General features: G+C 51.3%; 24 protein-coding genes. 15 read left to right on the top strand and 9 right to left on the bottom strand.

Annotation, left to right across the window (positions count from 1 at the left end; all coding sequences use genetic code 11):
• The first annotated feature begins 137 nt into the window (after window positions 1-137).
• The gene (gene tsaD / locus ARCH_RS06680; protein ID WP_389401092.1) at window positions 138-1172 is read left to right on the top strand and encodes a tRNA (adenosine(37)-N6)-threonylcarbamoyltransferase complex transferase subunit TsaD; all 1035 of its coding nucleotides are present in this window, start codon (window positions 138-140) and stop codon (window positions 1170-1172) included.
• An 85-nt stretch (window positions 1173-1257) separates the two neighbouring features.
• Here the strand turns inward: tsaD and ARCH_RS06675 are convergent, their stop codons facing one another.
• Window positions 1258-2499 carry a class I SAM-dependent methyltransferase gene (locus ARCH_RS06675; protein WP_013170521.1) on the bottom strand — a complete coding sequence of 414 codons (1242 nt, stop codon included), beginning with the start codon at window positions 2497-2499 and terminating at the stop codon, window positions 1258-1260.
• 138 nt (window positions 2500-2637) lie between these two features.
• On the opposite strand from ARCH_RS06675, the gene groES reads away from it, so the two are divergent.
• Window positions 2638-2934, top strand: a complete 297-nt coding sequence (gene groES, locus ARCH_RS06670; protein ID WP_013170520.1) for a co-chaperone GroES — start codon at window positions 2638-2640, stop codon at window positions 2932-2934.
• A gap of 262 nt (window positions 2935-3196) precedes the next feature.
• Here groES and ARCH_RS06665 read toward each other — a convergent pair whose 3' ends face one another.
• A complete protein-coding gene (locus ARCH_RS06665) occupies window positions 3197-3481 on the bottom strand; it encodes a WhiB family transcriptional regulator (RefSeq protein WP_041640968.1) in 285 nt (94 codons plus the stop codon).
• 236 nt (window positions 3482-3717) lie between these two features.
• On the opposite strand from ARCH_RS06665, the gene guaB reads away from it, so the two are divergent.
• The gene (gene guaB / locus ARCH_RS06660) at window positions 3718-4887 is read left to right on the top strand and encodes an IMP dehydrogenase (RefSeq protein WP_013170518.1); all 1170 of its coding nucleotides are present in this window, start codon (window positions 3718-3720) and stop codon (window positions 4885-4887) included.
• Window positions 4888-4939: 52 nt separating this feature from the next.
• Here the strand turns inward: guaB and ARCH_RS06655 are convergent, their stop codons facing one another.
• Together ARCH_RS06655 and ARCH_RS10130 are read right to left on the bottom strand one after the other, a co-directional pair.
• Entirely contained in the window at window positions 4940-5395 is a 456-nt protein-coding gene (locus ARCH_RS06655) for a P-loop NTPase fold protein (RefSeq protein WP_111724884.1), read from the bottom strand.
• 8 nt (window positions 5396-5403) lie between these two features.
• Window positions 5404-5655 carry a hypothetical protein gene (locus ARCH_RS10130; protein ID WP_041640405.1) on the bottom strand — a complete coding sequence of 84 codons (252 nt, stop codon included), beginning with the start codon at window positions 5653-5655 and terminating at the stop codon, window positions 5404-5406.
• Between the two features lie 261 nt (window positions 5656-5916).
• Here ARCH_RS10130 and ahpC point away from each other — a divergent pair, with 261 nt between their 5' ends.
• Both ahpC and ahpF read left to right on the top strand, forming a co-directional pair.
• Window positions 5917-6480 (top strand): alkyl hydroperoxide reductase subunit C, encoded by a 564-nt coding sequence (gene ahpC / locus ARCH_RS06645; RefSeq protein WP_013170517.1) that lies wholly within the window; start codon window positions 5917-5919, stop codon window positions 6478-6480.
• A complete protein-coding gene (gene ahpF / locus ARCH_RS06640; RefSeq protein ID WP_013170516.1) occupies window positions 6480-8024 on the top strand; it encodes an alkyl hydroperoxide reductase subunit F in 1545 nt (514 codons plus the stop codon). The genes ahpC and ahpF overlap by 1 nt, the downstream gene beginning before the upstream one ends.
• 202 nt (window positions 8025-8226) lie before the next feature.
• On the opposite strand, the gene ARCH_RS06635 is transcribed toward ahpF, so the two are convergent.
• Window positions 8227-8913 carry an exonuclease domain-containing protein gene (locus ARCH_RS06635; protein WP_013170515.1) on the bottom strand — a complete coding sequence of 229 codons (687 nt, stop codon included), beginning with the start codon at window positions 8911-8913 and terminating at the stop codon, window positions 8227-8229.
• Window positions 8914-9013: 100 nt separating this feature from the next.
• Between ARCH_RS06635 and ARCH_RS06630 the strand changes: the two genes are divergently transcribed.
• The 3 genes from ARCH_RS06630 (at window position 9014) to ARCH_RS06620 (ending at window position 14218) form a co-directional block, all read left to right on the top strand.
• Window positions 9014-10123: a GuaB3 family IMP dehydrogenase-related protein gene (locus ARCH_RS06630; RefSeq protein ID WP_013170514.1), complete on the top strand. Its 1110-nt coding sequence runs from the start codon at window positions 9014-9016 to the stop codon at window positions 10121-10123.
• Between the two features lie 97 nt (window positions 10124-10220).
• Window positions 10221-11609: a class II fumarate hydratase gene (locus tag ARCH_RS06625; RefSeq protein ID WP_013170513.1), complete on the top strand. Its 1389-nt coding sequence runs from the start codon at window positions 10221-10223 to the stop codon at window positions 11607-11609.
• A gap of 524 nt (window positions 11610-12133) precedes the next feature.
• On the top strand, window positions 12134-14218 hold the full coding sequence (locus tag ARCH_RS06620) for a hypothetical protein (RefSeq protein ID WP_013170512.1): 2085 nt from the start codon (window positions 12134-12136) through the stop codon (window positions 14216-14218).
• Between the two features lie 311 nt (window positions 14219-14529).
• Here ARCH_RS06620 and ARCH_RS06615 read toward each other — a convergent pair whose 3' ends face one another.
• The 3 genes from ARCH_RS06615 to pta form a co-directional block, all read right to left on the bottom strand.
• Complete coding sequence (locus tag ARCH_RS06615; RefSeq protein WP_013170511.1) at window positions 14530-14976, bottom strand: GNAT family N-acetyltransferase; 447 nt, start codon at window positions 14974-14976, stop codon at window positions 14530-14532.
• Between the two features lies 1 nt (window position 14977).
• Window positions 14978-16150: an acetate/propionate family kinase gene (locus tag ARCH_RS06610; RefSeq protein ID WP_013170510.1), complete on the bottom strand. Its 1173-nt coding sequence runs from the start codon at window positions 16148-16150 to the stop codon at window positions 14978-14980.
• Between the two features lie 87 nt (window positions 16151-16237).
• Window positions 16238-17857: a phosphate acetyltransferase gene (pta, locus tag ARCH_RS06605; RefSeq protein ID WP_013170509.1), complete on the bottom strand. Its 1620-nt coding sequence runs from the start codon at window positions 17855-17857 to the stop codon at window positions 16238-16240.
• Window positions 17858-17936: 79 nt separating this feature from the next.
• On the opposite strand from pta, the gene ARCH_RS06600 reads away from it, so the two are divergent.
• The 4 genes from ARCH_RS06600 to ARCH_RS06585 all read left to right on the top strand — a co-directional run bounded on the left by ARCH_RS06600 (window position 17937) and on the right by ARCH_RS06585 (window position 20695).
• Complete coding sequence (locus tag ARCH_RS06600) at window positions 17937-18866, top strand: pseudouridine synthase (RefSeq protein WP_013170508.1); 930 nt, start codon at window positions 17937-17939, stop codon at window positions 18864-18866.
• Window positions 18867-18941: 75 nt separating this feature from the next.
• The gene (locus ARCH_RS06595) at window positions 18942-19271 is read left to right on the top strand and encodes a helix-turn-helix domain-containing protein (protein ID WP_013170507.1); all 330 of its coding nucleotides are present in this window, start codon (window positions 18942-18944) and stop codon (window positions 19269-19271) included.
• Between the two features lie 16 nt (window positions 19272-19287).
• A complete protein-coding gene (locus ARCH_RS06590; protein ID WP_013170506.1) occupies window positions 19288-20088 on the top strand; it encodes an ImmA/IrrE family metallo-endopeptidase in 801 nt (266 codons plus the stop codon).
• Entirely contained in the window at window positions 19985-20695 is a 711-nt protein-coding gene (locus ARCH_RS06585) for a PIN domain-containing protein (protein ID WP_148214500.1), read from the top strand. Before ARCH_RS06590 ends, ARCH_RS06585 begins: the two co-directional genes overlap by 104 nt.
• A gap of 22 nt (window positions 20696-20717) precedes the next feature.
• Here the strand turns inward: ARCH_RS06585 and ARCH_RS06580 are convergent, their stop codons facing one another.
• Entirely contained in the window at window positions 20718-21002 is a 285-nt protein-coding gene (locus ARCH_RS06580; protein ID WP_013170504.1) for a hypothetical protein, read from the bottom strand.
• 632 nt (window positions 21003-21634) lie between these two features.
• Between ARCH_RS06580 and guaA the strand changes: the two genes are divergently transcribed.
• The 3 genes from guaA (at window position 21635) to ARCH_RS06560 (ending at window position 24314) form a co-directional block, all read left to right on the top strand.
• Complete coding sequence (guaA, locus tag ARCH_RS06570; protein ID WP_013170501.1) at window positions 21635-23200, top strand: glutamine-hydrolyzing GMP synthase; 1566 nt, start codon at window positions 21635-21637, stop codon at window positions 23198-23200.
• A 233-nt stretch (window positions 23201-23433) separates the two neighbouring features.
• The gene (locus ARCH_RS06565; RefSeq protein WP_013170500.1) at window positions 23434-23805 is read left to right on the top strand and encodes an SdpI family protein; all 372 of its coding nucleotides are present in this window, start codon (window positions 23434-23436) and stop codon (window positions 23803-23805) included.
• 224 nt (window positions 23806-24029) lie between these two features.
• Window positions 24030-24314 carry a transposase gene (locus ARCH_RS06560; RefSeq protein ID WP_170121735.1) on the top strand — a complete coding sequence of 95 codons (285 nt, stop codon included), beginning with the start codon at window positions 24030-24032 and terminating at the stop codon, window positions 24312-24314.
• Window positions 24315-24489 lie beyond the last annotated feature (175 nt).

Below are 24489 nucleotides of genomic sequence, written 5' to 3'. Positions count from 1 at the left end.
ACTCCTAGCCACAGGAAAGGGCCACGGCGGAAACGCCGTGGCCCTTTCGCGTTGCCATCGCATACATGTCCCGAACATTACACAGTTGGTACGGCACAACGCCAGAGAAGTCAATTAGACTAGAAACCGTGAATGAACTGATTTTGGGTGTAGAAACATCGTGTGATGAAACGGGTATTGCGCTTGTGCGTGATGGGGAACTACTGGCAGACGTCACCGCAACGTCAATGGATGAATACGCGCGTTATGGCGGCATTATCCCTGAGATTGCTTCGCGGGCACACTTAGAACAGTTCGTGCCTACGTTGAATGCGGCATTGGACAAGGCCGGCGTCACGTTGCATGACGTGGATGCGATCGCCGCTACCGCAGGCCCAGGTTTGGTTGGCCCACTCACTGTGGGCGTATCGGCCGCTAAATCGTTGGCCTTGGCGTTGAACAAGCCGTTCTACGGCGTCAACCACATTATTGGCCATATCGCTGTGGATCAGCTAGTTCACGGAGCATTCCCTGAACGTTTCATTGGCCTGGTGGTGTCCGGCGGCCATTCGCATCTGTTAGATATTCGAAACATCGCAACAGACGTTGTGGAACTCGGCGGCACGTTAGATGACGCAGCGGGTGAAGCCTTCGATAAGGTCGGCCGTTTGCTCGGGTTGCCTTACCCGGGCGGCCCACACATCGATCGGCTATCCAAAGAAGGCGATCGCAACGCGATCCGCTTCCCACGTGGCCTCAGCCGCGTAAAAGATAAGGATGTTCACGCATACGATTACTCCTTCTCTGGCCTCAAAACTGCTGTAGCACGCCACATTGAAGGACTCCAAGCTCGCGGCGAAGAACTTCCAAAAGCAGATATCGCTGCTGGTTTCTCCGAAGCAGTCACCGATGTCCTGTCCCGTAAAGCATTCGAAGCCTGCAAGCGCAACGATTGCGATACGTTGGTGATCGGCGGCGGCTTCTCTGCTAACTCCCGCCTTCGCGAACTCGCAGAAGAACGCGCAGCTGAATACGGCGTAACAGTTCGTATCCCACCAATCCGGTACTGCACCGATAACGGCGCAATGATCGCCGCCTTAGGCTGGGAGATGGTCCGCAACGGCGTTGAACCATCACCACTCAACATCACAGTAGATACCGGTCTGGCACGCGAAACCACGATCATCCGCTGATTTTAACCTGCGGTATCGGCGTGCCGATACCGGCCCAACCGCGATGTTCTATACAAAGTTCATCTGGGGACCTTGTGGCGCACCGTTAACGGTGCGCCACAAGCATCTGGTGCTTGCCATTCACCGGAGTCGCAATAAGTACAGCGCTCTTCTTATGCTTCGGGTTCAGCTTCAACTTCTTCCGCCACAGTGCCGGATCAAGATCAGTTCCCCGCTTCTTAATCTCCACAATCCCAACGCCTTGCGACGCAAGATATGCGCGAACCTTCTTCAGATCAAGAGGTAACACGGCATCAATCGCGAACAATGCCAATAGTGCCGAATCAATCGGTTCATCGCCCGTCAAATACGCGATATTACGAGATACCGGAGCCAAATCATGCTCCGCACACAACCGCGCAATACCGCCCGAACGAATAACCGCCGCATTCGGTTCATACAGATAAGCACCAAGATCGCGTGGCTCAACCTGTTCAGATGGGGTGCAAGGCGGCTGCGTCGTCGTCACAAAAACTTTCGCAACCCCACCTGCAATAACCAACGCGCTACGCCCCGGCACCGGCGCCGCCTTCCCGCGCCACACAACCGCCTCTACAAGTTCGCCATCCACGCTCGTCCACTGAACGTGCGAATCATCAGGAAGATGCGAATAATCAATCCCCGGCGCAACCTTAATCCCCGCCGCAGAAAACTCCTCAGCCAACTCAAGCGCCAGAGAAAACGGCGGAGACCACTCCTCAGGATCCACAATCCGCTTCCCTCCAGAACGCCGCGCAGGATCCAACCACAACGCATCCGCACCCAAATCAGACAAAGTGAGGTTACGGGCATCCTCATGAATCACCCGTGCCTCAGGAAACGGCGCCAAATTATGCGACGCAGCCACAGCCGCATCCTCATCCTGTTCAATCGAACTAACCCGCAGGCCAAGCCCCGAAAAACCCATCGAATCCGCACCGATCCCACACCCCACGTCAACCACGTGCGCAACCCCCGCATTCCGGAACCGGGCACCATGATGAGCCGCAACATTCAACCGCGTAGCCTGCTCAACCCCATCGTGAGTAAACAACATAGCCTGCGCGAAATCACCAAACTTCGCCGCTGCCTTCGCACGCAACCGAGCCTGCGTCAACGCCGCCGCAACCAGCTCAGGAGCAAACCCCTCCGCACGTAACCTAGCCGTCAACGAAAACGTCTCATCCGCACTATACGGAGGAAGCGACTCAAGTAACCGGCGGCCATCAGGCGTACAAAGAAGTTGGATCATATTCATGCCCACCATTTTCTCACGGCCCGCCAATTCGCGCTGAGCGATATCTAGCACTCCTTTTGACCGAGTGCCAGATGGGGCTCTACTCTTGATACTGAACGTGGAGAAATCTACGCATGCTAAGTTTTGACCCCCGCGACGGCTGAACTTAGCCACAAACTACAACTTTCGAGCAAAAGAAGGAGGAGCCGGATGTCCGTCTCCATCAAGCCGCTTGACGATCGCATCGTCATCAAGCAGGTTGAAGCTGAAGAAACCACCGCTTCCGGTTTGGTTTTGGTTGATTCTGCCAAGGAAAAGCCACAAGAGGGTGAAGTTGTTGCAGTAGGCCCAGGTCGCGTTGACGACAACGGCAACCGCATCCCAATGGATGTTCAGGTTGGGGATCTTGTTATTTACTCCAAGTACGGCGGCACCGAAGTCAAGTATGGTGCAGATGAGTACCTGATTCTTTCGCAGCGCGATGTGCTGGCAGTAGTCACGCACTGAAGCTGAAGATGAAAAATGGGGCGCCTGGGTGGCGCCCCATTTTTGTTGGGAGGGTGGCGTAATTTCCAGAATCCGCCGTTGTAACCGGCGAAGTTGACGCAAAAATCACCCACAGCCGGTGATAGGCCCCTATATGGCCCTATCACCGGAAATAAGTGAGTTTTGCGTAAGAACGCGATGTTATTGGTTGTGTGGGGTGCGGGGGATAAGTGACACAAAAATGGAGGGGATTGGCTCCCCATTTGACGTTGTATAAGGCTGGCTAGGCGCTACGGCTGTGGCGCTTGGCGGAAATGAGGCGGTTGCGTTCTTCTTCAGATAGGCCACCCCATACGCCGTAAGGTTCATGATTGACGAGTGCGTATTCCCGGCACTCATCGATCACTGGGCAGGTTTGGCAGATGCGCTTTGCGCGTTCGATGCGGCGGCGGCGTGGGCCTCCGCGTTCTCCTTCTGGGTGGAAGAAGAATTCGGGATCCATGTTGTTGCAGCTACCGAGTGCTTGCCAGTCCCAGAAGTCTACGAGAGCTCCGGATACATCCTTTATGCGGGCGACCACTAATGTCACGTCCTGTTCATTCTTGCAATTTTCAACTTTCTCTACGTTACCAACGTAAACCTTGATAAAACAAGAGGCTTAGTGAGATTTTAGGTTGTCTGTGGTGTGGTGTTGCTTGCATTGACAAAAAGTGCTAAGGGTGTATCTTGGCGACTTTGAGATAGATTGTGTCGCAATGTAGTACGGGATTTTCGCTTCCCTTGCGAACCGCGTAAACTTAGAGAATGGTTGAGAATCCTTTTGCTCTGGTTGGTTTAACGTACGACGACGTTCTCCTACTTCCCGAAGAAACGGACGTTGTTCCGTCTGAGGTAGATACAACGTCTTATTTGACTCGTAAAATTACTCTTCGCGTTCCGCTGATTTCGGCTGCGATGGATACCGTAACTGAGTCTCGAATGGCTATTGCGATGGCTCGTTTGGGTGGTATTGGTATTTTGCATCGTAATTCTTCGATTGAAGATCAGGCAGCTCAGGTCGCTGAAGTGAAGGCTGCTCCCGTGATGGTTGACTGGGAGGATGGCGATTCGTCGAAGGCTACTGTTGATGAATCTGGTCGCCTTCGTGTTGGTGCTGCCATCGGCTACTGGGGGGATGCGTGGGAACGTGCCCAGGCTTTGGCTGCTGCCGGCGTTGATGTTCTTGTTGTTGATACGGCGAATGGTGCGGCCAAGTTGGCGTTGGAGCAGATCAGCCGGATTAAGGCAGATCCCCAGTTTGAAAACGTTCAGATTATTGGTGGCAATATTGCTACAACTGAAGGTGCTCAGGCGCTCATTGATGCTGGCGTGGATGCTGTGAAGGTTGGTGTTGGCCCAGGTTCGATTTGTACTACGCGCGTTGTTGCCGGTGTGGGTGTTCCGCAGCTTACTGCGATCCATTTGGCTGCCCAGGCGTGTGGCCCTGCTGGTGTTCCGCTTATTGCAGATGGCGGTTTGCAGTATTCGGGTGATATTGGCAAGGCAATCGTGGCCGGTGCGTCTACCGTGATGTTCGGCTCGCTCTTCGCGGGTACGGATGAATCTCCAGGCGAAGTGGTTCAGGTTGAAGGCCGCCGCTTCAAGGCGTATCGCGGTATGGGGTCGTTGGGTGCTATGAGCTCCCGTGGCCGCGTCTCTTATTCTAAGGATCGTTATTTCCAGGCTGATGTTAAGTCTGATGAAAAGATCGTTCCAGAAGGTATTGAAGGTTCAGTGGCCGCCAAGGGGCCGGTGGAATCGGTTGTATACCAACTTGTGGGTGGCCTGCATCAAACGATGTTCTACATTGGTGCGCATAACATGGAAGAAATGAAACGTGGCCGCTTTGTTCGCATTACGGCTGCTGGCCTGCGTGAATCGCATCCGCATGATGTGCAAAACATTGCCGCAGCGCCGAATTACACGGCTAGCTGACGTGCTGTTGTAAGAGTCGGGGCTCTAGAAAACTAGAGCCCCGACTACAGCCTTAGTTGTTTTCTTGGTCCTTTTCTTGCTCGCATTTGTTGTGTAAGTCTTTTAGCCAGGCTAGAGCATTGAAGTATAAGTCTTCAGTTTTTGTATCCACCCATTCTGTGACTGTAGGGTTGAAATTAGTGATTTTAAGGTCAGACCCATGGGATCGAATATAGCGATTGAAATCTATCGTGTCGTTGGGAAATTTTCCGTGGGAAATCGTGGGGCCCGCCAACCAAGACTTCAGTGCCTCACTTACGTTATAGGCACTTATAGGCAAGTTGAAGGGAACTTGGATGGTTTTATCGAAAAAGGCGCGAGCTTTATCTTCACTAAAATCTGCTCCGTATTTTTCCTTCACTCCTTGTGCAACAATGTCGAAGTCGATTGCAATATAGATACGTTTGATTTTATTTTTCTTCAAGAGGTCTGAAACAAGTTCTTGGAGTCCCGCATGAAATTCAGATATAGCATCGACTAGCTCATATGGATGACTAGAGCCAGTGGCTTTTTATTGGCTTCTCGATATTTCTGTAAGTCCTGGGATAAACCTAAAATTTCGCTGAACCCAAAGTAATTGGCTCCATGGGCAGCGATGATTTCGCTAAATAGGGACAACGTGAGTTGTTCATTGAGATCAAACTGGGAGTATTTCCATGTATTAAAGAAAATGAAGAGGGGCTCTTTTTCAATGTTAGGCGCTACATCTTCGCTCCAGATGCGATTCATATTTTAAATGAGTCAACTTCAGCTGGTTCGCCATTGAACGTAATGAGGTTATTATCGTGATTATTAATAATACCCCTTTTTGAGTAAAACATGTATATTTTACGTTATGGAAGGCGGCTGTTGATGAAAATTAGAGTACTTGTCAATATTTCTAGATGTGATTAAGCCGGGAGTGGAGCGCTCTTCTCATTCACACCTCTAGGGACTATAGTCACTGGTGTTGTTATGTATCACTTCGATTATGAAGGGCAGAAATATATTATGTCGTTGATTAACACCAAGGCTGCGCAGTGGGCTGGAACCGCTTACCACAACGGTTCTTTCGTTGATGTTTCTAGCGAAGATCACAAGGGCAAGTGGGCTATCCTCTTCTTCTACCCGGCAGATTTCACGTTCGTGTGCCCAACCGAACTTGAAGATATGGCTGAGAACTACGCAGAGTTCCAGGAAATGGGAGTTGAAGTTTACTCCTTCTCCACCGATAAGCACTTCTCTCACAAGGCTTGGCACGAAACATCTGAGCGCATTGGCAAGATCAAGTTCCCAATGGTGGGCGATCCAACCTGTGAAATCGCAGAAGCTTTTGAAACCCTCCGCCCAGGCGAAGGCGCTGCAGATCGTTCCACCATCGTGATCGATCCAGATGGCGTTATCCAGTACGTTGAAACCACCTCTGAAGGTGTTGGCCGTAACGCATCCGAGCTTCTCCGCAAGGTTAAGGCTGCTCAGTACATTTACAACCATCCAGGCGAAGTTTGCCCAGCTAAGTGGGAAGAAGGCGAAGAAACTCTTGCTCCTTCCTTCGATCTCGCAGGAAAGCTCTGATGTTTCTCGATTCCAACACGATCGCTCAGCTTAAAGGACTGGTAACAAACGTTAAGATGCCGATCCGTTTCGAAGCGTCGCTAGACGATACGAAACGCTCCGAGCAGATGCGTGAAATGCTCACACAGGTTGCGGAACTCTCCCCAATGATTGAGTTTGCTGAAGTAGCAAATGAACGCACGCCGTCGTTCGCTATTTCGCGCGTGGATTCGGATGTTTCTGTTCGAATCGCGGGTCTCCCAATGGGCGAAGAATTCTCCAGCTTCGTGCTGGCGCTTGTTCAAGTTGGTGGCCACCCTGTCCGTGAGGATGAGGATCTCATCGAATCGATCAAGAACCTGAGCGAACCACACGAATTCGTCACCTACATGTCTCTGACCTGCCAGAACTGCCCAACGGTTGTTCAGGCGTTGAACGCGATGTCAGTGATTAACCCGCTGATCAAGCACACGGCAGTTGAAGGTGGCGCCTTCCAGGACGAAGTCAACGCTCGTGGTATCAAGGCTGTGCCAGCGGTTTACATGGATGGTGAACTGTTTGGCCAGGGTCGTATGAGTTTGGCTGAAATCGTGGCGAAGCTCGATTCGAACTCTGGTTCGAAGCGAGCTGAAAAGCTCAATGCGGCCGAACCGTTCGATATGTTGATTGTTGGCGGTGGCCCGGCTGGTGCGTCGGCTGCGGTTTATGCGGCGCGTAAGGGCTTACGTGTTGGTGTGGCTACGCACAATGTTGGCGGTCAGGTGCTGGATACGGCGTCGATTGAAAACCTCACGGTTCTCGAAAAGATCGGCGGTACTGAGCTGGGTGGCGAACTTGCGCAGTCGATGGCGAACTACAGCGTTGAGGTGATGAGCGGTCTTATCGCTACGAAGCTCAACGACAAGGCTGAAGATGGCCTGTTCACCGTTGAGTTTGACGGCGATGTTCGCCTGAAGGCTAAGTCAGTCGTGTTGTCTACTGGCGCTCGCTATCGCACCACTGGTGTTCCAGGCGAAGCCGAGTATCGCAACAATGGCGTGAGCTTCTGCCCGCACTGTGATGGTCCGTTGTTTAAGGGCAAGCCGGTTGGCGTGATTGGTGGCGGTAATTCCGCGATCGAAGCAGCGATTGATCTTGCGGGTATTTGTTCGCATGTGACTGTTGTTGAATTGATGCCGGGGCTGAAGGCTGATGAGGTTCTCTTGGAGAAGCTTTCATCGTTGCCTAACGTGACGGTTCATACGTCTGCCGCGTTGGAGTCGGTTGAAGGTGATGGTTCGGAAATGACCAGTTTGACTTTCAAGGATTCCGACGGCGAACTCCAGCGTGTCGAAGCCAACGGCATGTTCGTTCAGATCGGTTTGATTCCGAATGCTGAGTGGTTGAATGGCACGCTTGAGATGAACCGTGGCGCGGTTGTTGTGGATCAGCGTAACGCTACGTCCATGCCAGGCGTGTTCGCTGCTGGTGACGTGACGGATATTCCGTACAAGCAGGTGTTGATTTCGCTGGGCGCGGGCGCGAATGCTTCGTTGAGCGCGTTCGATTACTTGATTCGTCAGTGATCGCCTATGTGGGCTCCTAAGTGAAGCATCACGGTTAAGGGAGCCTGAATGAACCTTGAGGTGGTGGGGTTTGCGCACGAAGCGCAAACCCCACCACCCGTTTAACGAGGTAAGTACATCGGCTAGCCCCGTAGTCATTAGCGGCTAGCCCCGTACCCATGAGCAATCAACCCGCCTGCTTAAGCGGCTAACAATTCCCCGGTTATTTAGCCACCGGCCAGGGGAGTGGCCCGTCGATGTGCTGGCCGTTGCGGCTGGCCATGTATTGCTGGAATTCGGTGTAGGTTTGCTGCTGAACTTCCATCAGGTGTTCCAGTGTATCTTCGGCGAGCTTGGGGAAGCGCCGGAGCATGGATCCGAGCACGCGCAGGGTGGCAAGTACATCGGCTTCTGCGTTGTGGAAAGAATCGTCTTCAGCCACGCCGTAGTGTTCGGCCAGGTTTTCGAGCCGCCGCTTGCCGCGCCGGTACCGATCAACGGACCGATCCAGCATATACGGATCGATCACGGGCCCAACTGGCCCGCCCAACCGTTCGGCCAATGTTGGCAGCCCGTGCCGTTCTAGTTCGCATTCCATTAACGTCAGATCATACGACGCATTAAAGGCAACAACAGGATGCCCAGCGGCCATGTGCTGTACAAGAAGATCGGCCACTTCGCCCAATACTTTTTCCACGGGTTCACCTTCGCGCCTGGCCTGTTCGGTAGAAATCCCGTGCACGTTCGATGCCTGCAATGGAATGTCTACTCCAGGATCGGCCAGCCAGTAGTGGCGGGTGACGCCATCTTCTTCTACAACCACAACAGACGCGGTAACAAGCCGTTCGCGGGTGGGATCCACTCCGGTTGTTTCGGTGTCAAAGCCAACTATTGGCTGGGAAGTCCACATATTTATTCTCCGTTCGCACGTTCTTTTCCGTCTGCGTCCCATCTTACGTACTACCTCCCACATAGTTCTCTGGCACCTTGGAACTGGTAGGCTTGGGAGCGTGGCAGAGATTGAGATTGGCCGCGGTAAGCGCGCGCGTGTAGGTTATTCGTTTGATGATATTTCTATTGTTCCGTCGCGTCGTACGCGTGATGCGAATGATGTGTCGGTTTCGTGGCAGTTGGATGCCAATTTGCTTGATATTCCGGTGTTGAGTGCTCCGATGGATTCGGTTACGTCGCCTCAGACTGCTATTGCGTTGGGTAAGCTGGGCGGCGTTGGTGTGCTTGACTTGGAGGGGTTGTGGACTCGGTATGAGGATCCGCAACCTCATTTTGATGCGATTGCGAACGCGGAGCCGGGTTATGTTACGAAGTTGATGCAGCGTATATATAAGGAGCCTGTGAAGCCTGAGTTGATTGCGGCGCGTTTGGCGGAGATTCGTAGCGCTGGCGTTGTGGTTGCGGGTGCGTTGTCTCCGCAGCGTACGCAGGAGCATTGGCGTACGGTTGTGGATGCAGGCGTGGATTTGTTTATTATTCGTGGCACGGTGGTTTCTGCCGAGCACGTGTCGTCTAATCGCGAACCGTTGAATTTGAAGCGGTTTATTTACGAATTGGACGTTCCGGTGATTGTGGGTGGCGTTGCGTCGTACACGGCTGCGTTGCACTTGATGCGTACTGGTGCGGCTGGTGTTTTGGCTGGTTTTGGTGGTGGCGCAACAAGTGCGAACGTGCGTACTGCTGGGGCTACGGTTCCGATGGCGACGACGGTGGCCGACGTCGCTGCCGCCCGCCGCGAATATATGGATGAAACTGGCGGCCGGTATGTTCATGTGATTGCTGATGGCCAGGTGTCTCACTCTGGTGATTTGGTGAAGGCGATTGCGTGTGGTGCTGATGGTGTGATGCTGGGTACTGCTCTTGCTCGTGCCGATGAGGCTCCGGGGCAGGGCTTCCACTGGGGCGGTGAAGCGTATCATGCTCGTTTGCCACGTGGTGAACGCGTCCATGTTGGTACTGCGGGCCCGCTGGAAAAGGTGCTGTTTGGTCCTGCTACGGATGCTACGGGAACCACAAACTTGATTGGGGCGTTGCGTCATTCGATGGCAACTACTGGATATTCTGATGTGAAGGAATTCCAGCGTGTAGAAATCACGGCTCGCGCCTAAAAACCTTACGGTGGACGAATGCCCTAGATGTGCGTTCGTTCACCGCAGTAATATTGGAAATGTCGCGCCAACACGGGCGCTAAACAAGGAGGTTGACATGACCGAATACCGCATCGAACACGACACCATGGGTGAAGTGCGAGTGCCGGTTGATGCTCTTTACCGTGCACAGACTCAGCGTGCAGTTGAGAACTTCCCAATTTCAGGGAAGACTCTGACTCCTGCACACGTGCACGCATTGGCTGAAATTAAGCGCGCTGCTGCGCTCGCGAATCTTGAACTGGGAACGTTGGATGCTGAACGCTCCGCTGCTATCGTTGCTGCTGCTGATGAAGTGATTGCAGGCAAGCATGATGATCAGTACCCAATTGATGTGTTCCAGACCGGTTCGGGTACGTCGTCGAACATGAATACAAACGAAGTCTTGTCTACGATCGCAACCAAGGCTTCGGGCATCGAAGTTCATCCAAACGATCACGTGAACTGCTCGCAGTCGTCGAATGACGTGTTCCCGTCGTCGATCCATATTGCTGCTGTTCACGCAATCAACACGCGTCTTCTTCCAAAGCTTGATGTTCTTGCAACGTCGCTGGAAGCAAAGGCTGTGGAATTCAAGCACATCGTCAAGTCGGGCCGTACTCACTTGATGGACGCAACTCCTATTACTCTTGGCCAGGAATTCTCCGGCTACGCAGCTCAGGTGCGTTTGGGAATCGATCGTGTGAAGGCTGCTCTTCCACGCCTCGCCGAACTTCCATTGGGCGGTACCGCTGTTGGAACGGGTATTAACACTCCTGCTGGTTTCTCTGCTCGTGTGATCGAACTGATTGCTGAACACACCGGCCAGCCATTCGTTGAAGCAACCAACCACTTTGAAGCACAGGCTGCTCAGGATTCGTTGGTGGAAACTTCTGGCGCACTGCGTACCGTTGCCGTGTCTTTCGTGAAGATTGCTAACGATCTTCGCTGGATGAGCTCCGGTCCGCGTACCGGCCTTGGTGAAATTCACCTGCCAGATCTGCAGCCAGGCTCGTCTATCATGCCGGGCAAGGTGAACCCAGTTGTTCCAGAAGCTACCGTTCAGGTTGCGGCTCAGGTTATCGGTAACGATGCTGCTATCGCGTTTGCTGGCGCTCAGGGCAACTTCGATCTTTTGGTGATGCTCCCAGTGATGGCTCAGAACCTGCTTGAGTCTATTGAGATCTTGGGTAATGTTGCTGAAACCCTGGCCAAGCGTACCGTTGATGGCATCGTGGCTAACGAAGATCGTTGCTTGCAGTTGGCTGAATCGTCGCCTTCGATCGTGACTCCACTGAACCGTCACATCGGCTACGAACATGCTGCAAAGATTGCTAAACACTCCGTGAAGCACAACATGACCATCAAGGAGGCTGTGCTTGATCTGGGTTTTGTTGAGCGTGGAGAGATTGATGAAGAGACTTTGAATAAGGCTCTTGACGTCACTACTATGGTTGGCGATTTCTGATCCTAGATTGTGATTCTAGGGGTTAGGCGGCCCGGTATCCGTGAGTGGATGCCGGGCCGCTTTTTCTCGGGCTTCAGGGTGCTCGTGTATTTTTATTATTTTTGTCCGTTTTCTGGCGCGTGTCATTATCTGACATTGTCGTAAGATCGCCATTTATCCTAGTTTTTTCGGGTTTATCTCTATCACATTAGATACGTTCGCGTATGAATATTTATGTATATTATCCACTTAAATACATGTATGCATGAATGATGTTTTACGTAAAGATTTCGTCATTTTGTAAATTCTGTAGCTTGAGGCACGATCTTTGTGTAGTTGAAAATTGTTGTAATTGTTGGCATTTCAATGTTTATTAGGAGAGCCTATATGTTCTCAGGATTCTCCCATGAAACGCCTAGGTAACGTGGAGGATTGTAGAAATATAAAATGGCGTGTAACTTGGAAAAGTTGTGGTTTTTGTGTGTGATTCTGGTCAAGGCGTCAAACGTTGAAGAAACAGTGAAAACATTTGCAAACTGTATTTCATGAACTTTAAGAAGAATATGACTCAGTCCGCAATCGTCGCTATCCTTGCCGGAAGTACACTAGGAACCGGCACAGCTTTTGGAACTGAAGCCACGACTTTGGCTCACACTTCTAAGCAGTGCCTTGACGCTCAGGCAATGGCCGAAAATGCCGCAAAGAATGTTCGTGATCTGGAAAAGAAGATCGCTGATCTTATGCAAAGCACTCACGGTGAGCGTGCTGCCCGTGAAGCTGCCCAGAAGGCTATCGCAGAGCTTCAGAAAGAATCTGCACGCCTTGCTGGTGAAATTGAAAAGGCTATGCAAGAAGTTGCAAAGAGTGAAGCTCACGTAAACGGCAAGTCTGCAGTTGTTGCTAAAGCCCAGAAGACTTTGAATGATGCCAAGCATGCTCTCACACAGGCCGAAACTGAGCTTGCAAATGCAAAGGCTGAACTGGAGAAGTTGAAGAAGGAAGCTGCTGATGCGAAGGATGCTGCTGGCAAGCTCCAGGCCGAGCATGATGCTAAAGATGCTGAAAATAAGAAGCTCACTGCTGAAGAGAATAGGCGTGTTGAGAAGCTCGACGGGGCGAAGAAGAAGACTCAGCAAGATTTTGAAGGTGCAAAGGATGCGCTTAATGCTTCTATTGCAAAACTAGATCTTCAGAATAAAGGAATAGAAACGATTAAAGCGAATCTGGAAGATGCTCAGAAACGTTTCGATGAGTTAGACGCTCGTTTCAAAGAAACAGAAAAAACGTATTATCAAAAAGAACATGTTTTAAAAAGCAAAGCTGAAAAACTTCTAGGTACACAATATGAGCTAGGACATGCACTAGATAGAGCTAGCGCTAATAAAGGGAAGAAAGAAAAAGCTGAGAGGGAATTAGAATATGTAGCTGGAAATGCACGAGGGCGGGCCCAGGCTCTTAAGCATAGAGAACAGGAATTGGCAGAATTTAAAGCAGAGCATGCGCGCGTCGTGAAAGAAGCAGCAGATCTACGTTCGCAAATCGAACGTATTGTTGCAAAAGCTGCAAAAGAAAATAATGTATCTCCGGAAAATGCGGCAACTCTGGCAGAAATTGAACATAAAATCCTAAAATTAACTGGAGATGGCCAAGTTCAGCGTCTTGAAGTAAATATCGCTAAGTATAGCGCTCTTGTTGAAAAGATGCGTGATGAACTTGGACATGTCCAAGCAGAAGCTAATAGATTAACAAGTGAGATCAAAGAGTATGAGAGTGAATCGCGAAATATTGCCAGACTAAAGTCAGAGATTACAACACTCCGGCAGGAGATCGATGAGCTTCGACGGGGAATAGAAGAACTGGGCTCTCTCGCAGATAAAACTGATCGTGAACGGAACCTAGCTATGGAGGAAATCTCCAAACTCAATTCTGAATTGAAACTTGCAACTGAGTCTGAAAAAACTTTGTCGAATATTAAAGATAATCTAAAAGAAGATTATGAATCGGCAAAGAAACATTTTGAGAACGTTGTTAATCTGCTTGCAAATGCTGATGAAGACGCGCGAAAGAAGCAAGTGGAACGTCAGAACGAAGTAGATACTCTGCACTCCGAGATGGGCGAAGCACAGCAGATTGCTGGCGAAGTTGCAAAGCGTCTCAAAAAACAGGAAGCTAAGGTTGCAAAACTCGAGGCTGCTGATCTGAAGAAGAAGCGTACTGATGCTGAGACCAAGCTGAATGGTGCTAAGAAAGCTCTTGAAGCCGCGCAAGAAGAGCTAAAGAAGGCTACCTCTGAGCGCGATGAACTTCTGAAGAAGAAGTCTCAGATTGAAGATTCGGTGAAGGGTAAGCAGAAAGATCTGGCTACTATTGCTCACTCTGAAAAGGAATTGGATGCTCTCAATGTCGAAATTAGCAAGGCTCATACTGAAGCTGATGCTCTTGCTGAGGCTGAGAAGGAAGCTTGTGCTCCTATGAAGCCTGAAGCTCCAGAAATGAAGCCTGAAGCTAAGGCTGGAGAGCTCGCTAAGACTGGCATTGAAGGTGGCGTTCTCTTTGCAGGTCTTGCAATGGTTGGTGCTGGTGCGACTCTCGCAGTGGCATCCCGTCGCCGGCGCCAAGAACAAAACTAACAATGCCAAGAAATAAAATAGGTATGGTAGTGTCCTACAGCTGAACAGTCTAAACCTATCCTGCCTATTAAACTCCAAGGGCCTGGTTCCGAAACGATTTCGGAACCAGGCCCTTGCACGTAGTGGGGCGCCCTTTCAAAACCAGCACGAACAAGAACACGTTTGCCCCTGCCGCTCACCCCAACCACATTCGCCTTGGCTAAAGAAGAAATAGAAATGCTCCATGAAAGAAGGCCTCAACTACCAAGTCCAACTTTCAAGGAGCATTTCAGAATAAAACAGGCTACAGCCGCAAATCTAACAGCCCACCGTCAGTTATTCACGCGGTACACATTCGTTTCGCGAAGCTCAAAGCCAGAGCGCTGATACAAACGGTTAGCGGCTTCGCGCGATGGGCGAGAGGTAAGATCAACAGTCTTAGCTCCACGCTTCTTCGCCAAATCGATAGCCGCAGCAACCAACGATGCGCCCACACCCTTACCACGGGCAGCCTCATCCACAACCACGTCCTCTACCCATGCACGCCAGCCGGTAGGGATCTCGAACGTAACCAAGGTGAGCATACCCAGGATCGGGGCAACGCCTGAATCATCAGCATCCTCATCGCGGAACACCAGCAGATCAACACATTCTTGAGCCAAGAAGCCTTCGATCTGTTCAGCATTCATCGGGGTAGCAGAACGCGAAAGCTGCCCGATCAGGCGGCCAAAAGCCGCCTCCAGATCAGGAGTAACGTCAGAAACGAGTTCAACACCCATCTCAGATCACGTCCATTGCCTGCTGAGCGATGGAAAGTTCTTCGTTTGTTGGAACAACAAGAACAACAACTGAAGAATCTGGGGTGGAAATGATGCGTGGCTCCTTGGAACGTGCCGAGTTCTTTTCGGCGTCGTACTTCACGCCAAACGCAGCCAAACGGTCAAGAACAGCTGCTCGGGTTTCAGAGGAATTTTCGCCAATGCCAGCGGTGAAGGTCAACGCATCCAGGCCGCCCATGACAGCGGTGTAGCTACCAACGTACTTGAGCAGACGGTGAGTGTAGACGTCGAGAGCCTCGATCGCGTTTTGATCGCCAGCTTCAGCCATGGCTTCAACTGCGCGCATATCGTTGGAACCGGTAAGGCCCTTCATGCCAGACTTCTTGTTGAAGAGGGTATCGAGTTCGTCGATGCTCATGTTTGCCTGGCGAGCCAAGTGGAACACGGCGGCTGGATCGATATCGCCGGTGCGGGTGCCCATCACGAGACCTTCAAGAGGGGTCAAGCCCATCGAGGTATCCACAGCCGCGCCGTTAACAACAGCAGAAACGGATGCGCCGTTGCCCAAGTGGAGAACGATCTGCTTGAGATCGTCGCGCTCCAAGAGTTCCGAAACCTTGCCGGAAACGAACTGGTGGGAGGTGCCGTGGGCGCCGTAGCGGCGGATCTGATACTTTTCAGCGATTTCGCGATCTAACGCATAGGTGGCTGCTTCTGCAGGCAAGTGCTGGAAGAAAGCGGTATCGAAAACGGCAACGTTTGGAACGTCGAACAGTTCGCGTGCCACGTTGATGCCCTTGAGGTGGGCTGGGTTGTGGAGCGGGCCGAGCGGGATGAGTTCTTCGATGAGCTCAACAACGTGATCGTCGATGATAACAGCCTTATCGAAGTGCTTACCGCCCTGAACAACACGATGGCCGATGGCTTTGATACCAGCGTCTTCCAGCTTCGGGCCGACTTCGTTGAACAGGCGGATAACTTCACGCAAGCCAACGCTGTGATCGGCAACTGGTTCGTTAATGTCGGTGGTGGTGCCGTTGTACTTGTGCTCGATGTGGCCTTCGGTTTCACCGATGCGTTCAACAAGGCCGGATGCGATGGATTCACCGGTTTCTGGGTTCACGAGTTGGTATTTGATCGACGAAGAGCCGGAATTGATAACGAGAACAGTCATTTTTACTACGTTTTCTTTCTTGATAGATAAAAGGGACGACGTTGGCGAACGTTACAGAATGCTGTTCTGTAACGTTCGCCAAATCGGTCAGTTCTGTGCCTGGATTGCGGTGATCGCAACGGTGTTCACGATGTCTTCCACCAACGCACCGCGGGAAAGATCATTCACAGGCTTGTTCAGGCCCTGAAGCACAGGACCAACAGCCACGGCGCCAGCGGAACGCTGAACAGCCTTGTAACCGATGTTGCCTGCGTTCAAGGATGGGAACACGAACACGTTAGCCTTGCCAGCAACTGGGGAATCCGGAAGCTTAGTCTTGGCAACGTAGGAATCCACAGCGGCATCGTACTGAATTGGGCCTTCGAGCGCGAGCTCCGGTGCCATCTCACGTGCGATCTGGGTTGCTTCCACAACTGCGTCCACATCCGGGCCCTTGCCGGAGGTGCCGGTGGAGTAGGAAAGCATGGCCACGCGTGGTTCTACGCCGAATGCGCGTGCAGTCTCCGCAGATGACACAGCGATTCCCGCGAGTTCCTGCGGGGTTGGGTTGGTATTCACTGCACAATCGCCGTACACGTAGACGCGATCTTCCATGAGCATGAGGAAGCAGGAAGAGACGAGCGCTGCACCCGGCTTGGTCTTGATGATCTGGAACGATGGGACGATGGTGTGTGCCGTGGTATGGATTGCGCCAGAAACCATGCCATCAGCGTCATCCATGTGAACCATCATGGTACCGAAGTAGGAGAGATCCTTGACCTTTTCACGTGCCATGTCCACAGTCACGCCCTTCTTTTCGCGCAAACGAGCGAATTCTATGGCGTACTTTTCGTTCAGTTCTGGATCATCTACGGAGACGATTCGAGCCTTTGATACGTCCACGCCCAATTCTGTAGCGTGTGCGTGGATTTCTTCCGCGTCACCGATCAAGATGATATCCGCGACTTCGCGTGCCAAGAGTTCCGCGGCGGCGCGCAGGATTCGTGGATCGGTTGCTTCTGGGAGGACGATGCGCTTGCGGTCGCTTCGCGCACGGGAAATGAGCCAGGATTGGAAAGAGAGTGGGGTAACGACGTCGGAGCCCTTCTCCATCGCTGCAACCAGGCGTTCCTTGCCAGCTTCGTCGAGTTCGACTGCCCGGCCATCGCCGAAAACGATTGCGTCACCGATCTGCGTTTCGGTCACGGTTCCCATGTCAGCGTTCGTCACAACAACACCAGAAATCGGGGCGTGTTGGCCTGTGAATTCGTTAGCGGAGAGAGAAATAACTGTGTCGAGTTGAGCTGGGGTACGCAACGAACCTGATACTGCGAACAAGACAGTGGTGGAAAGGTTGGCTGCTGCTCGCCCGGTACGGGACAGGGCGCCTGGGTTGAGCGGATCTCCATCGAGTAGGCCGAGGATGAGAACAGCATCGAACTCTTCAGCGTAATCCGTGTAGCGCTTGACCATATCAGCCATAGCGGCTTCTTCGTTTGCCACGTATGCCTGGCGGGTTGCACCCCATGCGAGATCGAGATCCTCGCTACGGCCAACCAATTCGAGGGCTTCCTTGAATGGAAGATCCTGATCAACTGGGCCGTTAGTGAACGCACGGAACACGCCTACGGACGTATAACGTTCCTTTAGGCTGGTTACGAAAGTGCGAACGAGTGCTTGTGTGCCAACATTGCCTTCAGCTGCTGTGAAGTACAGACTGTGAGTCACGTCGGGTCCTTTCAACGTCTTTGGTGTAACGTCTTTATTTTGGCACGATTTTGGGACTTTCGGGTAAAGGAGAACATAGTTGCGTACCCCTCGTTCTGTTCGACGCGCGCGCCATCGGGCAGCAGTGAGCCCAGCTTTGCGGGGCGGAATCAACGCTACGCCGGTCACCTTAGAGCCCGGTTCGTGGCGAACTATCGGCGAATGGATTGTGACACGCTTCGGTGACCTTGGACTGGCCTTGCTCGATGCGGGCGATGTTTTTGCCGACGGGGGACGTGAGATATCTCGCGCAGAACCTTACGTTCCGGGGATGCGGGTATGGATTTTTCGCCCCGTTCCGGATGAGCCAGAGTCACCGATCGAGTTAAATGTGATTGCTGACGAAGAGCGGTTCATTGTGGTGGATAAACCTCACGGTATGGCAACAATTCCGCGCGGTTCCCATGTGGCGCAGACGGTTACGGTGGCGGCGCGCCGGCAATTTAACGACGAGGATCTGGTATGTGCTCACCGGTTGGATGCCGAAACAGCTGGGCTGGTGTTGCTCACTCGCGAACCGCAGTGGCGTAAACCGTACCAGACCTTGTTTGAGCGCCGGGGTGTGGGGAAGAAGTATTGTGCGGTCACCCGCGATATTCCCGGGTTCGATACCTGGGAAACGGTGGAATTGCGCCTCGAGCGTGGGTATCGGCCGCTGGCTACCGACGTCGTCGACGGTGAACCGAACTCGGTGACGCATATGCGAATCGTGGCGCGCGCCGACGGGCTGGCCCAGTGGGAGTTGATACCGCACACCGGGAAAACCCATCAGTTGCGGGTGACACTCGAACACGTGGGCGCGCCAATCCTCGGCGATCCGCTCTACCCGCGCTTGTTCACTAAAGAAGAGGAAGCCGCGCGGGCGTATCCGCTCCAGCTCCACGCCCGCGAATTAAGCTTTGTTGATCCAATCGATGGGGTAGAGCGCGTGTTTACTAGTTCGGCGCGGTTGGCGAAGGCGATTGTTTAATGAATCGTGAATCACATTGACTTATTATTGATTCACGCAGTAGAGTGAATCATGGATTAAGGAGAGTGATTCACGATGTTGCCAGCAGATATTGGTACGCGAATCCGTGAAATCCGTGAAGAGCAAGGGATGAGCGCGCGTGCCCTTGCAGAAAAAGCTGATGGCGTGTTTTCGCAGGCGACGCTTTCGCGTATTGAAAGTGGTAAGCGTGAGCCGAAGCTAGATGAACTATTGGTGTTGAGTTGGCTGCTGAGTACTCCGCTCGATGAGTTTACCGACGATGTACGGCTAAAGGATCGGGTTAACTGGGCTGCTCGCTCGGAAGCTGAAGTTGATACGCAATCTGTACGCAATGATTTGTTGACGTTTTTGCGGTTGCGTATCATGCTCGATTCGGTTTCTTAGGTAGGGCGGGACAACAATGCGAGAGAAGTCTGCGTCCCAGCAAGGCGAAGAGTTAGCACACGATTTCCGGACTCGTCTTCATTTAGATGTTGATCCGCTCGGTGGTGTTTCTGCTTTTATGGCTATCGCTGGATTCGATGTAGTTGTTCGAGATATGTCTGATGGTCTAGCAGCGCTTACCGTGAAAGACCCGTTGACTCAAAAACTCGTTATCGGTGTTGCTACTTCTCGTTGGCCATATCGCCAAATATTTTCTATCGCGCACGAAATTGGTCATATTGAAGCTGGAGATATTTCTGCTCAGGCACATGAATATCGGTGTGCGAAGCGCAGTCCAGAGGAAATTCGGGCAGATTCTTTTGCGCGGAATCTTTTGTGTCCGATTGGGGCAGTGAAAGCTACTGCGCAGTCCTTTTCTGGCAATAGCGTCGATTTGCTTGCAAAGCTTGTTCAACGCTATCGAGTTTCGCCCAGTGTGGCTGCGATCCAGATGAAGAATGCTGGTTTGATCGATGAGGCAGAGTTTGCGGATCTGAAGCGTTTTTCAGCGCGCGATCTTGCCTATCAATACGGGTGGATTGCCCAGTACGATGCGGACGTTGCTCAGTCGAGACAACCGTTGACTTCGCAACAGCTCATTATGGATACGGTTCAGGCATACCAGGCAGGAAAGATTTCGATTGAAGCGGTCGCGCTCGTTCGAGGATTGGGCGTTGAGCAAGCGCAAGAAGAGATGGACGAACTTTCTGCCACGGAAAGCCAAAGCTCTTCCCAAACTGATGATCCAATGGTGCAACTATCAGAATTTTTTGATTAATATGGCGACTCCGGCAGTTTTTATCATCGTTGACACCAGCGTTCTTTTGTCTTTTATCTGCTCAAATAATGAGAAATTCCTGCTGATTTTTACGCAAGAGTCGCCTTTGTATGTGCCGGAAACAATCGACAATGAGATGGCGCGAAAGCTCAAAGAGTCTCGATTTAAGCATGGACGAAAAACGTGGGAAACACTGAAAAGTTCTCAACGTGTTGAAGTTCTTGAAGATAATTTAGTTACCTTATTGCCGATCATACGTGGTTGGGCTGGACCAAGATTTGGTCTGCAGCATGGGCTGGCGAAAAATTTGGGTGAATATGTTGGCATTGCTCACTGCATCATTCGTCAAGACAACAATCGTAAGAATAAATCCACGGAAAAGGTCGCGATCATACTTGATGACGGTGATGGTGCCGAACTTGCACGTAAGCGTCAAATTATGAGCTTTTCTTCCGAGCAGGTTTTGTTGCGCGCGGTTCAGTTAGGGCGTTTGCCCTCCCGAGGAGCAGCAAAGAAAGTGTGGGAGCAACTACGGAAATATGACGAGCATATCCCGTTCGAAGATACGAAACTTTCAGATCGGACACTTTACCAAAGGGATAGCTAGCACGCAGATACGTGGTAGCGTTTTATTCTTCGTGAGATGTTTTGTGGTCCGTGGTACGGATCGAATATTTCACTCCGAGACCAATTGTTAAGAGCAAGATTCCGATAATGGGATTGGTAAAAGCCTGAAACTGGGTGCCGAGGTATTGCATTATCGAACCGATCAGCATTCCGGATTTATCTGCCTCTACGCCCCACGCAACGAGGTAGGGTCCCAGTATTGAAAATAAAAGATAAGCGATCAGGAAGGCGAGACCAGCTCGGACGAGATACTGGCCGAACCGTTGAAGATCAAAAAGATTTTTCATAAAAGACTCTTTCTGGTAGTTGGCACATATTATTGAGTTCTTTTGTGGCAGTTCCAAGCTTTGCGAGTAAAACCGGGTTATTGAAACTATCCAAAGTCATAGAGTTAGGTTTCCAAATCTGAAATATTTGCTCGAAATTGTCTTTTGCCTCATAAGTTAATATATCCGGAACCGGTATTCCTTTTGGTTAGCTTTGATAAATTTATTCTATCGTAATTGTGATCTATGTCAAGCGTAATTAGACTATTTGTGAAGTGGAAAGGTATGTGTTTTGTGAAGCGTAAAGGTAGATATTTTTGAAAGTAGCGTGGAATGTTCTGTGTGCTTAGTGATGTTGCCAGTGGAGGCGTTTTCTTATTCGCTGTCGAACTCGGCAATGATGTCGGCAAGTTCGTCTATGGCAGGCCTATTGATTGGATCTCTTCGAGGGTGATGAATTCCCCGATTGCTTCTTTCGTTTTTCACGATGTCGAGTACTACTGTGAGGAGTCGGCTAGGCGGGTTTAGCAGTTGAAGTGCTCCCCAAATGTAATTTAAGATTTCATTCGGGTTTATCACCAAGAGAGATATCACAAGCTCGATATTCGGGAGAAGATAGCATCGATGGCGGTTAATTCGCTAGGCTATAGGGTATGAATACAACTGATCTTCGCCCAGTGATCGTCGTCGACAACGGCGCGCAATATGCTCAACTCATCGCTCGACGTGTGCGAGAAGCCGGATACTTCTCCCAGCTTGTGCCACACTCCATGTCTACTGCAGACCTGCTTGCCAAGCAGCCAGCAGCAATCGTGCTGTCTGGTGGTCCATCGAGTGTTTACGAGCCAGGCTCACCGAGCCTTGATCCAGCAATTTTGGACGCTGGCGTTCCAGTGTTCGGCATCTGCTACGGCTTCCAGCAGATGGCACAAGCATTGGGCGGAAAAGTTGATAAAACCGGCTTGCGCGAATACGGCGCTACTCAGGCCGACGTCGTCGATAGTGGCGTTATTCTTGGCGAGAACGCCACCGAAAACGTGTGGATGAGCCACGGAGACTCAGTTACCCAAGCCCCAGAAGGCTTCGTTGTGACTGCGACGACGCCGGGTGCGCCAGTCGCCGCCTTTGAAAACCGCGAGGCGAAGATGTTTGGTGTGCAGTGGCATCCAGAAGTTAAGCATTCTGAGCACGGCCAGGACATGCTCGTGCGCTTCTTGCGCGACGGCGCTGGTCTCGAACCAAACTGGGATTCCGGCTCGATTATTGAAGATCAGATCGAAAAGATTCGTGCCCAGGTTGGCGATAAGCATGCGATTTGTGCGCTCTCTGGCGGCGTGGATTCTTCGGTTGCGGCTGCTCTCGTACACCGCGCAATCGGCGACCAGCTCACCTGTGTTTTCGTCGATCACGGCTTGCTGCGCAAGGGCGAAGCCGAGCAGGTTATTGAAGATTACGCTGAAGCTCGCGGCATGAAGATCGTGGCTGTGGACGAATCTGAGCGGTTCTTGACTGCGCTCGCGGGTGTGCGCGATCCAGAAGAAAAGCGCAAGATTATCGGCCGGGAGTTCATTCGGTCATTTGAAGCTGCGCAGATCAAGCTGATGGAAGAAGCACCAGAAGGTGTGGAGTTTGCGTTCTTGGTTCAGGGCACCTTGTATCCAGACGTTGTGGAGTCTGGCGGGGGAGACGGCACTGCGAACATCAAGTCGCACCACAACGTGGGCGGTTTGCCAGACGACATTGAGTTTTCGTTGGTGGAGCCGTTGCGTGACTTATTCAAGGACGAAGTCCGGGCAATCGGCTTGGAGCTAGGCTTGTCTGAAAAACTGGTGTGGCGTCAGCCGTTCCCAGGGCCAGGCCTTGGTATCCGTATCGTTGGCGACGTGACGTTTGATCGCTTGGAGACCTTGCGGGCAGCGGATGCGATTGTGCGTGAAGAGCTCAGCGCAGCCGGTATGGATCGTGAGATCTGGCAGTGTCCAGTTGTGTTGTTAGCTGATGTTCGCTCCGTTGGCGTGCAGGGTGACGGCCGTACCTACGGTCACCCGATCGTGCTGCGCCCAGTTTCCTCCGAAGATGCAATGACGGCGGACTGGACTCGCGTGCCATACGACGTGCTGGCTAAGATCTCCAACCGCATCACCAACGAGGTAGCTGACGTGAACCGCGTGATGCTCGACTGCACCTCGAAGCCACCGGCCACGATTGAGTGGGAATAACAGAAGCAAATATGTTACTGCTACAAAAATGTTGAAAACAGTGAGTCTAAGCGATTTTGATGGTAGTGAATTTCTCTAAATGATACTATTTTGATACTAAAAAGCTGAAATAGTAGGTTCAAAAGGGAGTTGTTGAATTTAGGTGAATTGTTTAAAGCCTTCCATCGTTTTGGAGGGAGGCTTTTGTGGAAAGTAGATAATGGTATATTTGAAGTTGTAGAGGAGGTGTAAATATGGGATTTTGGATCTTTATGTTCATTATTACATTATTAATACCTGCTGCGTTATTATTAACTTGGTATTTATGCCCAAAGTTCAAAACGATTCATAATGCAAGTGGGTATAGAACGAAACGGTCTATGAAAAATCAAGATACATGGGATTTTGCACAAAAATATTGTGCAAGAATGTCGCTATATATGTTTTTTCCTTCGTTGATATTGGCAATTGCAATTATGCCTACAGTGATTAGTAAGTCAATTGATAGGATAGGGTGGATAGGACTTGGTATTACAATAATTCAAATGATAAGTTTTGTTGTAATTATGATATCTACTGAAAAAGCTTTAAAGAATACCTTTGATGAAAGTGGAAACAGAATGTAAAACAACTTCCTATTTATAGGGAGGGATAAATCCCGGTTTCGTTTAAATCTTCGAACAATATAAAAGACAAAGCACATGACTTTAAGAGTAAAATCTTTCAGCTATGTGCTTTTTTCTGTACTTATTTTATATCCGGTGGAATTGGAGTGCCTTAGGTTTTTAGGTCCAGGTGACTTGAGGGTTGTCCATTGATGCCTCACCTGTGGGGTGGGGAGAATGGAGACATGGTGAAAAAGTTCAGTAAGCACACTCCTGAACAGATTGCGCGTAAGCTGGATAAGGCTCGTGAACTGAAGGATTCAGGGTCGACGACAGCTCAGATTTTGACCGAGTTAGGCATTAGCGAAGCGACGCTGCATAGGTGGCAGACAACGTATGGGTCAATGACCAAGAGTGAAGCTAAAGAGCTCCAGCGACTGCGTGAGGAAAACACCCGCCTGAAGCGTCTGCTTGGCCAGGCAGAGCTGGAAAAGGCTGCGTTGAAGGAGTTAGCGGAGGGAAACTTCTAGGCCCGGCTCGTCGTCATGATGCTATCTGGCATCTGAGTGAGCTGGGCTACTCACAACGGTTGGCCTGCAAGGTGGTGGGGCTTGCCCGGTCCGCATACCGGCGGGCTAGAGCAGGTAATCGACAGCCTGATAAGTATGCAGGCCTGCGTGCGTGGATGCACGAGTTCGCCAAGGA

Origin of the sequence: Arcanobacterium haemolyticum DSM 20595 (assembly GCF_000092365.1) — a bacterium.
Taxonomy (GTDB): domain Bacteria; phylum Actinomycetota; class Actinomycetes; order Actinomycetales; family Actinomycetaceae; genus Arcanobacterium; species Arcanobacterium haemolyticum.
The sequence above is the reverse complement of the archived record's forward strand: the minus strand, read 5'-3'. Positions and strand labels throughout refer to the sequence as shown.

What these genes read in the sequence shown, in the direction of transcription:
- ARCH_RS06565 (WP_013170500.1), top strand. Translation starts at nt 23,434, where the DNA reads ATGGGATTTTGGATCTTTATGTTCATTATTACATTATTAATACCTGCT.
- groES (WP_013170520.1), top strand. Translation starts at nt 2,638, where the DNA reads ATGTCCGTCTCCATCAAGCCGCTTGACGATCGCATCGTCATCAAGCAG.
- guaA (WP_013170501.1), top strand. Translation starts at nt 21,635, where the DNA reads ATGAATACAACTGATCTTCGCCCAGTGATCGTCGTCGACAACGGCGCG.
- ARCH_RS06635 (WP_013170515.1), bottom strand. Translation starts at nt 8,913, where the DNA reads ATGTGGACTTCCCAGCCAATAGTTGGCTTTGACACCGAAACAACCGGA.
- ahpC (WP_013170517.1), top strand. Translation starts at nt 5,917, where the DNA reads ATGTCGTTGATTAACACCAAGGCTGCGCAGTGGGCTGGAACCGCTTAC.
- ARCH_RS06590 (WP_013170506.1), top strand. Translation starts at nt 19,288, where the DNA reads ATGCGAGAGAAGTCTGCGTCCCAGCAAGGCGAAGAGTTAGCACACGAT.
- ARCH_RS06620 (WP_013170512.1), top strand. Translation starts at nt 12,134, where the DNA reads ATGAACTTTAAGAAGAATATGACTCAGTCCGCAATCGTCGCTATCCTT.
- ARCH_RS06560 (WP_170121735.1), top strand. Translation starts at nt 24,030, where the DNA reads ATGGTGAAAAAGTTCAGTAAGCACACTCCTGAACAGATTGCGCGTAAG.
- ahpF (WP_013170516.1), top strand. Translation starts at nt 6,480, where the DNA reads ATGTTTCTCGATTCCAACACGATCGCTCAGCTTAAAGGACTGGTAACA.
- ARCH_RS06595 (WP_013170507.1), top strand. Translation starts at nt 18,942, where the DNA reads ATGTTGCCAGCAGATATTGGTACGCGAATCCGTGAAATCCGTGAAGAG.
- guaB (WP_013170518.1), top strand. Translation starts at nt 3,718, where the DNA reads ATGGTTGAGAATCCTTTTGCTCTGGTTGGTTTAACGTACGACGACGTT.
- ARCH_RS06625 (WP_013170513.1), top strand. Translation starts at nt 10,221, where the DNA reads ATGACCGAATACCGCATCGAACACGACACCATGGGTGAAGTGCGAGTG.
- ARCH_RS06610 (WP_013170510.1), bottom strand. Translation starts at nt 16,150, where the DNA reads ATGACTGTTCTCGTTATCAATTCCGGCTCTTCGTCGATCAAATACCAA.
- ARCH_RS10130 (WP_041640405.1), bottom strand. Translation starts at nt 5,655, where the DNA reads ATGAATCGCATCTGGAGCGAAGATGTAGCGCCTAACATTGAAAAAGAG.
- ARCH_RS06580 (WP_013170504.1), bottom strand. Translation starts at nt 21,002, where the DNA reads ATGAAAAATCTTTTTGATCTTCAACGGTTCGGCCAGTATCTCGTCCGA.
- ARCH_RS06615 (WP_013170511.1), bottom strand. Translation starts at nt 14,976, where the DNA reads ATGGGTGTTGAACTCGTTTCTGACGTTACTCCTGATCTGGAGGCGGCT.